Here is a 14,775-nt window from a genome sequence, read left to right as displayed (position 1 = left end):
GGAGGTCCTCCACCGTGACGAAGCCGCCCTTCACGCACCTGCATGTCCACACCCAGTACTCGCTGCTGGACGGTGCGGCGCGGCTGAAGGACATGTTCAAGGCCTGCAATGAGATGGGCATGACCCACATCGCCATGACCGACCACGGCAACCTGCACGGCGCCTACGACTTCTACCAGCAGGCGACGGGCGCCGGGGTCACGCCGATCATCGGGATCGAGGCGTATGTGGCGCCCGAGTCGCGGCGCTACAAGCGGCGTGTGCAGTGGGGCCAGCCGCACCAGAAGCGCGATGACGTCTCCGGTTCCGGTGGTTACACCCACAAGACCATCTGGGCGGCGAACAAGACCGGTCTGCACAATCTCTTCCGGCTCTCCTCGGACGCCTATATGGAGGGCTATTTCGTCAAGTGGCCGCGGATGGACAAGGAGACCATCGCCCAGTGGTCCGAGGGTCTGATCGCCTCCACCGGCTGCCCCTCGGGCGAGCTGCAGACCCGGCTGCGGCTCGGCCAGTTCGACGAGGCCCTCAAGGCCGCGTCCGAGTACCAGGACATCTTCGGCAAGGACCGGTACTTCCTGGAGCTGATGGACCACGGCATCGAGATCGAGCGCCGGGTCCGCGACGGGCTGCTGGAGATCGGCAAGAAGCTGGGCATCCCGCCGCTGGTCACCAATGACTCGCACTACACGTACTCCCGTGAGGCGGAGGCGCACGACGCGCTGCTGTGCGTCCAGACCGGCAAGAACCTCTCCGACCCGGACCGCTTCCGCTTCGACGGCTCCGGCTACTACCTGAAGTCCACGGAGGAGATGTACGCCATCGACTCCTCCGACGCCTGGCAGCAGGGGTGCGCCAACACCCTGCTGGTCGCCGAGCAGATCGACACCACCGGGTGGTTCGAGAAGCGTGACCTGATGCCCCGGTTCGACGTCCCCGAGGGGTACACCGAGGTCACCTGGTTCCAGGAGGAGGTCCGCAAGGGGATGGCCCGCCGCTTCCCCGGCGGCGTCCCCGAGGACCGCCAGAAGCTCGCCGAGTACGAGATGGACGTCATCATCCAGATGGGGTTCCCGGGCTACTTCCTCGTGGTCGCCGACTTCATCATGTGGGCCAAGAACAACGGCATCGCGGTCGGCCCCGGGCGAGGCTCCGCGGCCGGTTCGATCGTCTCGTACGCGATGGGCATCACCGACCTCGACCCGGTCGAGCACGGGCTGATCTTCGAGCGGTTCCTCAACCCCGAGCGCGTGTCCATGCCCGATGTCGACATCGACTTCGACGAGCGTCGGCGCGGTGAGGTGATCCGGTACGTCACCGAGAAATACGGCGCCGACAAGGTCGCCCAGATCGGTACCTACGGCACCATCAAGGCCAAGAACGCCATCAAGGACTCGGCCCGTGTGCTGGGCTACCCGTACGCGATGGGCGACCGCATCACCAAGGCGATGCCCGCCGACGTCCTCGGCAAGGGCATCCCGCTCTCCGGCATCACCGACTCCAGCCACCCCCGCTACAGCGAGGCGGGCGAGGTGCGCGGAATGTACGAGAACGAGCCGGATGTCAAGAAGGTCATCGACACCGCCCGCGGTATCGAGGGCCTGGTGCGCCAGATGGGTGTGCACGCCGCCGGCGTGATCATGTCGAGCGAGACGGTGACCGACCACGTCCCGGTCTTCTCGCCGAAGAACGACGGCCAGGTCGTGACCCAGTGGGACTACCCCACCTGTGAGTCGCTGGGCCTGCTGAAGATGGACTTCCTGGGCCTGCGCAACCTCACCATCATGGACGACGCCGTCAAGATGGTTCGCGCCAACAAGGGCATCGATCTGAAGCTGCTCGATCTGTCCCTGGACGACCCCAAGACCTTCGAACTGCTCTGCCGCGGTGACACCCTCGGCGTCTTCCAGTTCGACGGCGGTCCCATGCGCTCCCTGCTGCGCATGATGAAGCCCGACAACTTCGAGGACATTTCCGCCGTCTCGGCCCTCTACCGGCCGGGCCCGATGGGCATGAACTCGCACATCAACTACGCGCTGCGGAAGAACGGGCAGCAGGAGATCACCCCGATCCACCCCGAGCTGGAGGAGCCGCTCAAGGAGGTCCTCGGCATCACCTACGGCCTCATCGTGTACCAGGAGCAGGTGCAGAAGGCCGCCCAGGTGCTCGCGGGCTACTCGCTCGGCCAGGCCGACCTGCTGCGCCGTGCGATGGGCAAGAAGAAGCCCGAGGTGCTGGAGAAGGAGTTCGTCAACTTCCAGAAGGGCGCCCGCGAGAAGGGGTACTCCGACGAGGCCATCCAGGCGGTGTGGGACGTGCTGGTCCCGTTCGCCGGATACGCGTTCAACAAGGCGCACTCCTCCGCCTACGGCCTGGTCACCTACTGGACCGCGTACCTCAAGGCCAACTACCCCGCCGAGTACATGGCGGCGCTGCTCACCTCGGTCCGTGACGACAAGGACAAGTCGGCGGTCTATCTGAACGAATGCCGCCGCATGGGCATCAAGGTGCTGCCGCCCAACGTCAATGAGTCCGAGGCCAACTTCACCGCCCAGGGTGATGATGTGATCCTCTTCGGTCTCACGGCGGTCCGGAACGTCGGTCAGAACGTGGTGGAAGCGATCATCCGCGGCCGTAAGACCAAGGGGAAGTACGCCTCGTTCCCGGACTACCTGGACAAGGTCGAGGCGGTGGTCTGCAACAAGCGCACCACCGAATCGCTGATCAAGGCGGGTGCCTTCGACGAGATGGGCCACACCCGCAAGGGGCTGATGGCGCACTACGAGGCGCTGATCGACAATGTGGTCGCGGTGAAGCGCAAGGAGGCCGAGGGGCAGTTCGACCTCTTCGGCGGCATGGGCGGCGACGGCGGGGACAGCGACGGGCCGGGCTTCGGGCTCGACGTCGAGTTCTCGGACGTCGAATGGGACAAGGCCTATCTGCTGGCCCAGGAGCGGGAGATGCTGGGCCTGTATGTCTCCGACCATCCGCTGTTCGGCATCGAGCATGTGCTGAACGAGAAGGCGGACGCCGCGATCGCCGCGCTCACCGGGGGCGAGCACGCCGACGGTGCGATCGTCACCATCGGCGGCATCATCTCCGGCCTCCAGCGCAAGATGACCAAACAGGGCAACGCCTGGGCCATCGCCACCGTGGAGGACCTGGCCGGCTCCATCGAGTGCATGTTCTTCCCCGCCACCTACCAGCTGGTCTCCACCCAGCTCGTGGAGGACGCGGTCGTCTTCGTCAAGGGCCGGCTGGACAAGCGCGAGGACGTGCCCCGGCTGGTCGCCATGGAGCTGATGGTTCCCGATCTGTCCGAGGCGTCGGCCAACGCACCCGTGACGATCACCATTCCCACGGTCAAGGTCACCCCGCCGCTGGTCGAGAAGCTCGGCGAGGTGCTCACCCACCACCGCGGTTCCACGGAGGTGCGGATCAAGCTCCAGGGGGCCCGGAAGACCACCGTGCTGCGGCTCGACCGGCACCGCGTCACCCCCGACCCGGCGCTCTTCGGCGACCTCAAGGTGCTGCTGGGGGCGTCCTGTCTGGCCGGGTGACCGCCCGGCCTGGCCGGCGTTCGCCCCGCTGACCCGGCCCCTTTCAGCGCGAGGGGCGCGCCCGGCACGGGCGCGCCCCGGGGCCGCTGCCGCGCGGCCCGCCGTCGCGGCGGCCGGTGCCGCCGCGCGGTGCCTCAGTTGTGGCCGAAGCTCTTCTGCCGGGTCTTGCGCGCCGTCGACGGGCTGCCCTCCGACCGCATCGCCTGCGACTGCGCGTCCATCGAGGACTGCTGCTCGGCGGGGCGGTCGGCCATGCCCTGCTCCTGCTGCTGCTTGCGAGTGCGGTTCTTGTTCTTGCCCATGGTGGTGTTCCTCCAGTTGGGATCAGCCCCCGGCGAAGAGTCCCCCGATGAAGGGCCCTCCGGTGAGAATCCCTTCGGGAAGAACAGTGACACGCCACGGTGACCCGTGCATTTCGGGCAATTACCGTGAGTGAGAAGGAGGGTGTTGGCGGGTAGGCCGTATCCGCCACGCCGGTGATCCAGTTCGGACTGATAACCCCCCGTACGGTCGGGCAGACTCGAAGGAAGGCCGAAGGGGAGATCCGGGGCATGGCTGTGTGCGGGGGGCGACCGAGGACTGGACCGTCAGGAAAGAGGGTGGAACGTGGACCGCTGCGTCGTCCTGGTGGACGCCGGGTATCTGCTGGGCGCCGCCGCGAGCCTGCTGGCCGGGGAGCCCGCCCGATCGCGTATTTCCGTTGACCACGCGACCCTCATCCAGGGCCTGCGGGAGCGGGCCGAGGCCGAGACCGAGCGTCCGCTGCTGCGCATCTACTGGTTCGACGGCGCCCCCGACCGCGTCCCGCAGCCCGAGCACCGGAGGCTGCGCGTGATGCCCCGGGTGACCGTCCGGCTGGGCGCGCTCACCCGCAGTGACGGCCGTTGGGCCCAGAAGGGCGTCGACGCCGCCATGCACGCCGAGCTCACCGAGCTCGCCCGCAACCGCGCCTGCTCCGACATCGTGCTCGTCACCGGCGACGGGGACCTGCTGCCCGGACTGATGTCGGCCAAGGAACACGGCGTCGCCGTCCACCTGTGGGCGGTCCAGGCCGCCGACGGCGACTACAACCAGTCCGAGGACCTCGTCGCCGAGGCCGATGAGCGGCGTGTCCTGGACCGCGCCTGGATCACCCGGGCGGTGCGCGCCAAGGAGCTTCCCGGGCCCTGCGCGCCCGTCTCCGAGCCGCGCCCGGAGATCGCGGCCATCCTCTCCGCCCCGCTGCCGGAGACGGCGGCGGCCGCCGCTGCCGCCGCCGCGGCCGCCCCGCCCGGCGCGGGCGAGGCGCCCCCCGGCCGCAACGGCACCGCCAGGACCGGCGCCGGGGTGACCGACCCGGCGGCCGCTCCCGGCCGTCCCGCCGCCGCGGCCCCCGGGGCGGGCCCGGACACCGCGGCAGGGGGCGCCGGCCGGGGCGTGCCCACCCCCAAGGACCTCGCCGACCTGGGCCGGGGCCCGGCCGTGCCCGGCGGCCAGGCGGAGCGGCAGCAGGCCGCCAGTGCCACCCTGCGCTGGTCCTCCGACAAGGGCTGGATCGACCGCGGCCCCGGCACCGGGGTGGGGGAGCCGCCGGAGACCGCCAATCTCCCCATGCTGGCCCAGCTCACCAGCGCCGAGCAGCGCTGGGCCGACCGCGAGGAGGACATCACCGCCGTCAGCGGCGACCCCTTCGAGGTCGGCCAGGTCTTCGCCCGCCGCTGGGCCGACCGGCTCGCCGATCCGGGCCATCTGCACCAGCTCTCCACCGAGTACCCCCGCATCCCGCACCGTATCGACGGCGAACTGCTGCGCTACGCGGCCCGCTTCGGGCTGCTGGCCCACAAGGACGACCAGATCGACGAGCACGACCGCTATGCGATCCGGGCGGGCTTCTGGCGTGAGATCGACGTCCGTTCGGCGGCGGAGCACGCACCGGCCGGGGAGTAAGCCTTCCCGCCGTTCTCCCGCCGAGGGCGTGGGCCCCGGGCGCAGGTGTGGGTGTTTGGGCGCGTACCCTCATAGCTCGTGAGGACGGGCGCGAAACAGGCGACGAGCGGCGATGTGGTGTGCACCGTGCGCGGCCTGGTCAAGACCTATCCCGCGGCGCGTGGCCGACGCGGCGCGCCCGCCACGCCCGCCGTCCGGGCCAGCGACGGCATCGACCTCGATGTGGTGCGCGGCGAGGTCTTCGGGCTGCTCGGGCCCAACGGCGCCGGCAAGTCCACCCTGGTACGGCAGCTCACCGGCCTGCTGCGGCCCGACGAGGGCAGGGTGCGGGTGCTCGGCCACGATCTGGTACGCCACCCCGAGCGCGCCGCCCGGCTGCTGGGCTATCTCGGCCAGGACTCGACCGCGCTGGACGAGCTGACCGTCTCGCTCGCCGCCGAGACCACCGCGCGGCTGCGCGGGCTGGACAACCGCGCGGCCCGCGCGGAGCGGGACGCGGTGATCGAGGAGCTGGGGCTCGGGGGACTCGCCGGGCGGCCGCTGAAGAAGCTCTCCGGCGGACAGCGGCGGCTGGCCTGCGTCGCCGCCGCGCTGGTCGGGGAGCGGCCGCTGCTGGTGCTGGACGAGCCCACCACCGGGATGGACCCCGTGGCCCGGCGCGCCGTATGGGCGGCCGTGGACCGGCGGCGGGCCGAGCGGGGGGTCACGGTGCTGCTGGTCACCCACAACGTGATCGAGGCGGAAACGGTTCTGGACCGGGTCGCCGTGCTGGACCGCGGCCGGGTGATCGCCTGCGACACGCCCGCCGGGCTCAAGGCGCTGGTGGCCGACGAGGTGCGGCTGGAGCTGGTGTGGCGCACCGAGCCGCCGCTGGACGTGCCCGGGGTCGCCGCCCTGCGGAAGGCCGCCGAGGCGGCTCGGGCCGCGGACGGCGCCCTGGGGCGGCGCTGGACGCTGCGGCTCCCGCCGGACGACGCGCGCGCCGCCGTCGCCACCGTGACCGGTGGTCCCGCCTTCGCCGCGCTGGACGATTTCACTCTCGCCACGCCGAGCCTGGAGGATGTGTACCTCGCCCTGGGCGGCCGTGCGGAGGGCGCGCAGGGGCTGGTGAAGGCGTGATGGCCGGGGCGCTCCGGTGAACGCGCCGGTGGCCGTGACCGTATTTCGGGACGTGGAGCCATGCAGCCGTAGAACCGTGAAGCCGTAGAACCGTAGACCCGTGTAGGTGAAGGAGCAGCGCAACGTGAGTGTCGTGCCCGCCCTGTCCGGTGTGTCCGGGACCACAGGTGTGCCCGGTGCCTCCGGTACCTCGGGTGTCTCCGGTGCTCCTGACGCCTCTGGTACGTCGGGGGCGTCCGGCGGGGCCGGTGATGTGCCCGCGCCCCTGGCGGCGCGGGCACGGCTCTTCCCCGCGCTCGCCGCGGTCTACCGCGCCCAGCTCTCGCGGGCCCGGGTGGCCCGGATACCCCTGCTGTTCGTGGCGACCTTCCAGTCCGTCGGGATCATGATCCTGATGCGCGGGGTGGTGGACGGCGGAAACGAGGCGCGGTCCGTGGTGGCCGGGTCGAGCGTGCTCGTCGTCGCCTTCGTGGCGCTCAACCTGCTCGCGCAGTACTTCGGCCAGCTGCGGGCCAGCGGCGGGCTCGACCACTACGCGACCCTGCCGGTGCCGCCCGCGGCCGTGGTGCTCGGGGCGGCCGCCGCGTACGCCTCCTTCACCGTGCCCGGGACCGCCGTCACCGCGGTCATGGGCAGTGCCCTCTTCCAGCTGCCCATGGCGCATCTGTGGATCCTCCTCGCCGTGATCCCGCTCTCCGGCGCCGCCCTCGCCGGACTCGGCGCCGCGCTGGGGCTGCTCGCGCCGCGCCAGGAACTCGCCACGCTGTGCGGGCAGTTGGGGATGTCCGCCGCGCTGCTGCTGGGCGTGTTGCCCGCGGCCCGGATGCCGCAGGTAGTGTCGTACGTGCGCGATCTGCTGCCCTCGACGTACGGTGTGGAGGCCCTGGCGCGGTCCTTCGACGGGCAGCCCGACTGGTGGGTGATCTGTGCCGACCTCGGGGTGTGCGCGGGGGTGGCCGTGGTGTCCCTCGCTGCCGCGACCTGGGCCTATCGGCGGGCGGCGGTGCGGTGACGCGCCGCAGTGAACCTCCCGCCGACCGATGTACGCCATCCGCCTGGCACGATGACGGGGTGACCGCACCGTTGACGCCACATGATCAGCCTTCGCCGCACGATGATCCTGCCGGGGGCCGGCCGCCGTCCCAGGGGCAGCCGTACGCGCACCCCGAACATTCCGGGCACCCGGAGCAAAGCAGCCATCCCGGGCAGTCCGGTCATCCCGACCACCCTGGCCACCCCGACCACTCGGAGCACTCGGAGCAGTCCGAGCCGGGGCCCGAGTTGCGCGCCGAACTGGTGCAGGCGTCGCTGGTCGCCATCGCGGTGGCGGTCGCGGGGGTGCTTCTCGGGCTGCTGTGGCTGTGGTGGGCGCCGAAGGTGCCGCTGGTCTCGGACGGCTCCGCCGTTTATCTGGCGAACTCGGAAGGTGAGGACGCGATCGGCGCGGACGGTGTGTTCACGCTGCTCGGGCTCGCCTTCGGGGTGGTCTCGGCCGTCGTCGTCTTTCTGCTCTTCCGCCGCGGAGGTATCGCGCTGGTCGTCGGGCTGGCGATCGGCGGGGTGCTCGCCTCGGTGATCGCCTGGCGGCTGGGCGTATGGCTGGGACCCACCTCGGACGTCGTGGCCCATGCAAAGTCGGCCGGTAAGGGCGTCACCTTCGACGGACCGCTGAAGCTGGGCGCGAAGGGCGCGCTGCTGTCGTGGTCGGTGGCGGCGATGGTGATCCACCTGGCGCTGACGGGGCTGTTCGGCCCCCGCGACCCGGAGCCGGCCCTGCCGCCCGCGGCGGGCTCGGGAGCGCGCTAGGCGCCGTTCGGCGAGGGCCCGGGGGCTCGGGGACCGCACAGGGCCCGCTCAGGGCCTGAGCGCCCTCGCCCGGGGCCCGCGCCCCTGCCGGTTGCCGGCGGGCCCCTAGGGCGCGTTTCGAAAGTCCCGCCTGCCCCGCGGCGCCTGGCACGCGCGCTTGGCCCACTACGAGGACGACCCTCCGCCTTGCGATCACACGCACCAGACGCCGCGGGGCCCGCCCTCCGGGCGGACGGCGCTGCTTTCGAAACACGCCCTAGGTGCGGGCGATCGGCGCCAGCACCGCGTCGGTCAGCGACGCCAGGTCCTTGGGCGACAGCTCGACCTCCAGCCCGCGCCGGCCCGCCGAGACGCAGATCGTCTCGTAGCCGGTGGCCGACGCGTCCAGGGCCGTGGGAAGGCGCTTGCGCTGACCGAGCGGGGAGATCCCGCCCCGCACATAGCCCGTGGTGCGCTCGGCCACCGCGGGGTCCGCCATCGTGGCGCGCTTCCCGCCCACCGCCGAGGCGAGTGCCTTGAGGTCGAGCGTGGCCGAGACCGGGACGATGGCGACCGTAAGGCGGTCGTCGACGCTGGCGACCAGGGTCTTGAAGACCCGGCCCGGTTCGACGCCGAGCGCCTGGGCGGCCTCCTCGCCGTAGGAGGGGGCGGCCGGGTCGTGCTCGTAGGAGTGCAGGGTGAAGTCGGTGCCCGCGGCCGTCAGCGCGGTGGTGGCGGGGGTGCCCGCGGAGGTCTTCTTGGACTTCTTGGCCATGTTGGTCCGCGTCGATTCTCTGCGTCGGTTCGTCTGCGTCGGTTCGTCTGCGTCAGTTGGGGCTGGTGGGACGGCGGGTCAGGTCGACGGCGGGGAGCGACGGGAGCTTACCGATGACCGCGCTCTCGGCGCGCAGCAGTTTCAGCTCCTCGGCCAGCCGGCTCGCGGTGTCCGGCGCCTGGAGCAGCCGCTGCTTCGCGGGCGTGTCGAGCACGGCCGCCGCCGCCACCAGATAGGAGAGGACGGACGGTTCGCCCGGCAGGTCCTGCTCGGCCGCCAGGGTCCGCTCACGGGCGCCCGCGAGCCGCTTCTGGTACATCCGGAAGGCCCGTACGACCCCTGAGGCCAGTGCCCCGGCGCCCTCGCCCTGTTCCTCCTCCAGCTCCTTGACCTCGGCCGACAGATAGGGGCCGGAGGAGTCCACGGAGAGCAGCTCGAACCGGGTGGTGCCGGTGGCCAGCACCTCGAAGGTGCCGTCCTCCTGCTCCCGGATGGTGGCCGCGTCCGCCACACAGCCCACGGAATAGAAGGACTTGGCGGGGTCGGGGCCGAACCCGGCCGTGGGGCCGGGGTCCGGCAGCGTGACGGAGTCCGGGAGGCCGATCGCGCTCGGGGCGACCTCGTGGCCGTCCCGGATCGCGATCACCCCGAACCGGCGCGGCGCGTCCTGGGGGAGCGCCGACAGGTCGCGCATCAGGGAGCGATACCGCTGTTCGAAGACGTTCAGGGGCATGACGAGCCCCGGGAACAGCACCGTGTTCAGCGGGAAGAGCGGAAGGCGCGCGGAGGTCACGGGGCGTAAGCCTAATGGCCCCGCGCGCCACCTTTCACTGGCGCCGCAGCAGTCGTGAGGCGCCGGCGGCCACCGCGGTGGCCAGCACCCAGCCCAGCAGGATCATCACGATGGACGCCCATTGGACCGGGCCCTCGGGTTTCCAGTAGCCGTCCATGCCCAGGTCGATGACCGGGATCAGCAGGTCGAGGGTGTAGAGCGAGGCGTTCCAGTGCGGGGATTCGTCCGGCTTCATCGCCTCCGGCCGGTTGTGCGCGAAGAACACCGAGCCGACCGCCCACAGCACCGCCATCCACACCGCCGCCCGGCCCGGTCGGTAGCCGTAGGCCACCGTCCAGTCCTGGAGGTAGCCCCACACCTTCCCGGCGAGCGGCAGCGTCTCCCGGCGGCGGCGCTGCTTGGCGAGCAGCACCTCGCGCGCGTCGGCGTCCTCGCCGCTGGCCCGCATGGTGTTGGCCAGCATCTCGTACGGCTCGGGCGCGTACTCGGGGGTCGCGGCGGCCACCCACTCCAGCCGCCGGGACAGCGGGAAGTGGCCGCGCGGGATCAGACACTCGTAGCTGAACCCGGCCATGGTCAGCCCGCCCGGCCCCGGCCAGCTCACCGACTTGTCGACCAGGTTGACCACCCGGGCGCCGGAGAGGATCACCCGTCCGCGCTGTGGCCGCTCCCCGAGGAAGCGCAGCTCGGGCGTCTGGACCCGGCGCAGCGAGAGCTCCTGGTCGTTCTCCATGATGAAGCGGGCCTGGTCGAAGTCGATGGCGTCGCCGATCCGCGCGTCGTCGAGCCGGATGCCGCCCTCGCATTCGAAACGCTGGATACGGGTGCCGCGGGTCGGGGTGGAGGCGGTGCCGTACGGCGGTGTGGAGCCGCTGGAATATGTGCTCACCCCGCCCGCGGTGAGGTAGAGGCTGCGCTCCACGGTCAGCTGCGGCGCGTTGAGGGCGCGGCGGCCGTAAGGGTTGCGCAGCCGGCTGCCGCGCAGGCTGAGCGACACCCCGATCTGCGCCCCGCGCAGGCTCAGCTCGCCATACGACTCGATCATGTCGGCCTGGAAGTCCTGGGCGACGGACAGCCCGTCGGCGCTGATCGACATGCCCCGGCGGTCACGGCGCACGATCAGCTGGTTGAGCAGTAAATCGGTGCCGATATGGGCGTCGGTGAGCCGGATGCCGTGCTCGACCACACAGCGCGGCAGATGCAGATCGCCCTCGGTGCGCAGCCGGGCCGCCTCCAGCCGGGGGAGGGCGCAGCCCACCAGGCGCAGGGTGGTGAACTGCGACTCGGGGAGCAGCACCTCCCGCTCGAAGCGGCAGTTCTTCAGCTCCACATAGGGCTCGATGTTGCCGCCGGCCAGGTCGAGCGTGCCGGTGATGTGCACCCCGTTGAGCTTGAGCGCGGACACCCGGCCCGGCTGCGCGGGCGGCCCGTCCAGCAGCAGCAGGGCCACGACACGCGCGCGGACACTGCGCTCCGGCCCCCATGCGTACGGGCCGGAGGGGTCGTTCCGCTGGGGGTGCGAGGTGCGCAGATCATGGGTGCTGCCGTTGCGGAACGCCTGCCACATGCCCCATTCGGCGGTGGTCAGATCGAGACCCGGGGGTGGATCGCCATCGTGCGGCTCGGTCACAGCCGTGTCCCCTCCTGATTCTCCGTGTCCCCGTACGGACCACATTCCCGCTGAGTAACCGGTTGAACGCCAACGGTCAGGGTCAACTTAGGGGGTCCGTATCACTGGCTGATACGGGGGGAGGGGCGCCGTGGCGGGTCTGAGACAATTGGGCGCGTGATCTCCCGTATCGATCTGCGCGGCGCCGCCTTCCCCGAGGGCGGGATCGACCGCGACCTGCTGCCCCGTGCCGAGCTCGATGTCGAGGCCGCCCTGGAGAAGGTCCGGCCCATCTGCGACGACGTGCGCCATCGTGGTACCGCTGCGCTGATCGAGTACGCCCATCGGTTCGACGGCGTCACCATAGAGCGGGTGCGGGTCCCCGCGGAGGCGCTGGGGCGCGCCCTCGCCGAGCTGGACCCGGCCGTGCGGGCCGCTCTGGAGGAGTCCATCCGGCGGGCCCGGCTGGTCCACCGCGAGCAGCGGCGCACCGACCACACCACCCAGGTGGTGCCGGGCGGCACGGTCACCGAGCGCTGGGTGCCGGTCGAGCGCGTCGGCCTGTACGTACCGGGCGGGCGCTCGGTCTACCCGTCGTCCGTGGTGATGAACGTGGTGCCCGCGCAGGAGGCCGGGGTCGGCTCGATGGCCGTCGCCTCCCCGCCGCAGAGCGAGTTCGGCGGCCTGCCGCACCCCACGATCCTGGCCGCGTGCGCGCTGCTGGGCGTCGAGGAGGTGTACGCGGCGGGCGGCGCCCAGGCCGTCGCCATGTTCGCCTACGGCACCGAGGACTGCCGTCCGGTCTCCATGGTGACCGGGCCGGGCAACATCTGGGTCGCCGCGGCCAAGCGGCTGCTCAAGGGCCGGATCGGCATCGACGCCGAGGCCGGGCCGACCGAGATCGCCATCCTCGCCGACGCCACCGCCGACCCGGTGCACGTCGCCGCCGACCTGATCAGCCAGGCCGAGCACGATCCGCTGGCCGCGTCCGTGCTGGTCACCGACTCCGAGGAGCTGGCCACCGCGGTCGAGAAGGAGCTGGAGGTCCAGGTCGCGGCCACCAAGCACGTCGCGGACCGGATCGCTCCGGCGCTGTCCGGGCGGCAGTCCGGCATCGTGCTGGTCGACGGTCTGGAGCAGGGCCTGGCCGTCGTGGACGCATACGCCGCCGAGCACCTGGAGATCCAGACCCAGGACGCGGCGGGCGTCGCGGCCCGGGTGCGCAACGCCGGGGCGATCTTCGTCGGGGCCTATGCGCCGGTGTCGCTCGGCGACTACGCGGCGGGCTCCAACCATGTGCTGCCCACGGGCGGCTGCGCCTGCCACTCCTCGGGGCTGTCCGTGCAGTCCTTCCTGCGCGGTATCCATGTGGTGGACTACAGCCGGGAGGCGCTGGCCGAGGTCGCCGGCCATGTGGTGACGCTCGCCGAGGCGGAGGATCTGCCCGCGCACGGCGCCGCGGTGAAGGCAAGGTTCGACTGGAAGGTGCCACCGAGCAAGTGACCCGCATTGACGATCTCCCGATCCGGGACGAGCTCCGTGGCAAGTCCCCGTACGGCGCCCCGCAGCTCGATGTGCCCGTACGGCTGAACACCAACGAGAACCCCTATCCGCTGCCCGAGCCGCTGGTCGCGCGGATCGCCGAGCGGGTCGCCGAGGCGGCCCGGAACCTCAACCGCTACCCGGACCGGGACGCGGTCGAGCTCCGCACCGAGCTGGCCCGCTACCTCAGCCGCACGGCCGGTCTCGAGGTCGGCGTCGCGAACGTGTGGGCGGCCAACGGGTCCAACGAGGTGCTCCAGCAGCTGCTCCAGACCTTCGGCGGGCCGGGGCGCACCGCGATCGGCTTCGAGCCCTCGTACTCGATGCACGCGCTGATCTCCCGTGGCACCGGCACCGGCTGGATTTCCGGTCCCCGGAACACCGATTTCACCATCGATGTCGATGCCGCCCGTCAGGCCATCGCCGAGCACCGCCCCGATGTCGTGTTCATCACCTCGCCGAACAATCCGACGGGCACGGCCGTCGAGGCCGAGACGGTGCTGGCGCTCCACGACGCGGCGCAGGCCGCCAGGGCGGACGCCGCCGGGGCACTCGTCGTCGTGGACGAGGCGTACGGGGAGTTCAGCCACCGTCCGTCGCTGCTGCCGCTGATCGAGGGGCGGCCGCGGCTGGTGCTCTCGCGGACCATGTCCAAGGCGTTCGGCGCGGCCGGGCTGCGGCTGGGCTATCTCGCCGCCGACCCGGCGGTCGTCGACGCCGTCCAGCTGGTCCGCCTGCCGTACCACCTGTCCGCCATCACCCAGGCCACCGCGCTGGCCGCCCTGGAGCACACCGATACGCTGCTGGGGTACGTCGAGGCGCTGAAGGCCGAGCGTGACCGGCTGGTGAGCGAGCTGCGCACCATCGGCTGCGAGGTGACCGACTCCGACGCCAACTTCGTCCAGTTCGGCCGCTTCGAGGACGCCCACGCGGCGTGGCAGGGCCTGCTGGACCGGGGCGTCCTGGTCCGTGACAACGGCGTACCGGGATGGCTGCGGGTCACCGCGGGCACCCCCGCCGAGAACGACGCGTTCCTCGACGCGGTACGCGAGCTGATGAAGGAGAAGAGCGCATGACCCGCGTAGGCCGCGTGGAGCGCACCACCAAGGAGACCTCGGTGGTCGTCGAGATCGACCTCGACGGCACCGGCCAGGTCGATGTGTCGACAGGGGTCGGCTTCTACGACCACATGCTCGACCAGCTCGGCCGCCACGGCCTCTTCGACCTCACCGTCAAGACCGAGGGCGACCTGCACATCGACACCCACCACACCATCGAGGACACCGCCCTCGCGCTCGGCGCCGCCTTCAAGCAGGCGCTCGGCGACAAGACGGGCATCTACCGCTTCGGCAACTGCACGGTGCCGCTCGACGAATCCCTGGCCCAGGTGACGGTCGACCTCTCCGGCCGCCCGTACCTGGTGCACAGCGAGCCGGAGAACATCGCGCCGATGATCGGCTCGTACGACACCACGATGACCCGGCACATCCTGGAGTCCTTCGTGGCCCAGGCGCAGGTCGCCCTGCACGTCCACGTCCCCTACGGGCGCAACGCGCACCACATCGTGGAGTGCCAGTTCAAGGCCCTGGCGCGGGCCCTGCGCTACGCCAGTGAGCGCGACCCCCGGGCCGCCGGAATCCTCCCCTCCACGAAGGGCGCCCTCTAA

Annotated in this window: 12 protein-coding genes; 8 read left to right on the top strand and 4 right to left on the bottom strand. The window is 71.3% G+C overall.

Annotated features, from left to right (window positions below; genetic code table 11):
- The first annotated feature begins 14 nt into the window (after window positions 1–14).
- Complete coding sequence (gene dnaE / locus N6H00_RS11170; RefSeq protein ID WP_268971449.1) at window positions 15–3,560, top strand: DNA polymerase III subunit alpha; 3,546 nt, start codon at window positions 15–17, stop codon at window positions 3,558–3,560.
- Between the two features lie 134 nt (window positions 3,561–3,694).
- Here the strand turns inward: dnaE and N6H00_RS11165 are convergent, their stop codons facing one another.
- The gene (locus N6H00_RS11165) at window positions 3,695–3,862 is read right to left on the bottom strand and encodes a hypothetical protein (RefSeq protein WP_268971448.1); all 168 of its coding nucleotides are present in this window, start codon (window positions 3,860–3,862) and stop codon (window positions 3,695–3,697) included.
- 304 nt (window positions 3,863–4,166) lie between these two features.
- On the opposite strand from N6H00_RS11165, the gene N6H00_RS11160 reads away from it, so the two are divergent.
- The 4 genes from N6H00_RS11160 (at window position 4,167) to N6H00_RS11145 (ending at window position 8,411) form a co-directional block, all read left to right on the top strand.
- The gene (locus N6H00_RS11160) at window positions 4,167–5,486 is read left to right on the top strand and encodes an NYN domain-containing protein (RefSeq protein ID WP_268971447.1); all 1,320 of its coding nucleotides are present in this window, start codon (window positions 4,167–4,169) and stop codon (window positions 5,484–5,486) included.
- 78 nt (window positions 5,487–5,564) lie between these two features.
- A complete protein-coding gene (locus N6H00_RS11155; RefSeq protein ID WP_268971446.1) occupies window positions 5,565–6,605 on the top strand; it encodes an ABC transporter ATP-binding protein in 1,041 nt (346 codons plus the stop codon).
- A gap of 133 nt (window positions 6,606–6,738) precedes the next feature.
- Window positions 6,739–7,617: an ABC transporter permease gene (locus tag N6H00_RS11150; RefSeq protein ID WP_432280737.1), complete on the top strand. Its 879-nt coding sequence runs from the start codon at window positions 6,739–6,741 to the stop codon at window positions 7,615–7,617.
- A 59-nt stretch (window positions 7,618–7,676) separates the two neighbouring features.
- A complete protein-coding gene (locus N6H00_RS11145) occupies window positions 7,677–8,411 on the top strand; it encodes a magnesium transporter (protein ID WP_268971445.1) in 735 nt (244 codons plus the stop codon).
- Window positions 8,412–8,667: 256 nt separating this feature from the next.
- On the opposite strand, the gene ybaK is transcribed toward N6H00_RS11145, so the two are convergent.
- From ybaK to N6H00_RS11130, 3 genes are read right to left on the bottom strand one after another with little or no spacing between them, the layout of a single operon-like run.
- Window positions 8,668–9,165 (bottom strand): Cys-tRNA(Pro) deacylase, encoded by a 498-nt coding sequence (ybaK, locus tag N6H00_RS11140; RefSeq protein ID WP_268971444.1) that lies wholly within the window; start codon window positions 9,163–9,165, stop codon window positions 8,668–8,670.
- A 52-nt stretch (window positions 9,166–9,217) separates the two neighbouring features.
- Window positions 9,218–9,958, bottom strand: coding sequence for an LON peptidase substrate-binding domain-containing protein (locus N6H00_RS11135; RefSeq protein WP_268971443.1), 741 nt, complete (start codon window positions 9,956–9,958; stop codon window positions 9,218–9,220).
- A 34-nt stretch (window positions 9,959–9,992) separates the two neighbouring features.
- Window positions 9,993–11,588, bottom strand: coding sequence for an oxidoreductase (locus tag N6H00_RS11130; RefSeq protein ID WP_268971442.1), 1,596 nt, complete (start codon window positions 11,586–11,588; stop codon window positions 9,993–9,995).
- Window positions 11,589–11,744: 156 nt separating this feature from the next.
- Here N6H00_RS11130 and hisD point away from each other — a divergent pair, with 156 nt between their 5' ends.
- The 3 genes from hisD to hisB are packed head-to-tail and all read left to right on the top strand — an operon-like array spanning window position 11,745 to window position 14,775.
- Window positions 11,745–13,070, top strand: coding sequence for a histidinol dehydrogenase (gene hisD, locus N6H00_RS11125; RefSeq protein ID WP_268971441.1), 1,326 nt, complete (start codon window positions 11,745–11,747; stop codon window positions 13,068–13,070).
- Window positions 13,067–14,185 (top strand): histidinol-phosphate transaminase, encoded by a 1,119-nt coding sequence (locus N6H00_RS11120; RefSeq protein ID WP_268971440.1) that lies wholly within the window; start codon window positions 13,067–13,069, stop codon window positions 14,183–14,185. The genes hisD and N6H00_RS11120 overlap by 4 nt, the downstream gene beginning before the upstream one ends.
- Entirely contained in the window at window positions 14,182–14,775 is a 594-nt protein-coding gene (hisB, locus tag N6H00_RS11115; RefSeq protein WP_009718697.1) for an imidazoleglycerol-phosphate dehydratase HisB, read from the top strand. The genes N6H00_RS11120 and hisB overlap by 4 nt, the downstream gene beginning before the upstream one ends.

The organism is Streptomyces sp. S465, from assembly GCF_026898115.1.
GTDB lineage: Bacteria > Actinomycetota > Actinomycetes > Streptomycetales > Streptomycetaceae > Streptomyces > Streptomyces luomodiensis.
Note: the sequence above shows the minus strand (reverse complement) of the source record. Positions and strands in the feature narration are given on the sequence as shown.

Coding starts and splice junctions, on each gene's coding strand:
- hisB (WP_009718697.1), top strand. CDS start 14,182: ATGACCCGCGTAGGCCGCGTGGAGCGCACCACCAAGGAGACCTCGGTG.
- N6H00_RS11165 (WP_268971448.1), bottom strand. CDS start 3,862: ATGGGCAAGAACAAGAACCGCACTCGCAAGCAGCAGCAGGAGCAGGGC.
- ybaK (WP_268971444.1), bottom strand. CDS start 9,165: ATGGCCAAGAAGTCCAAGAAGACCTCCGCGGGCACCCCCGCCACCACC.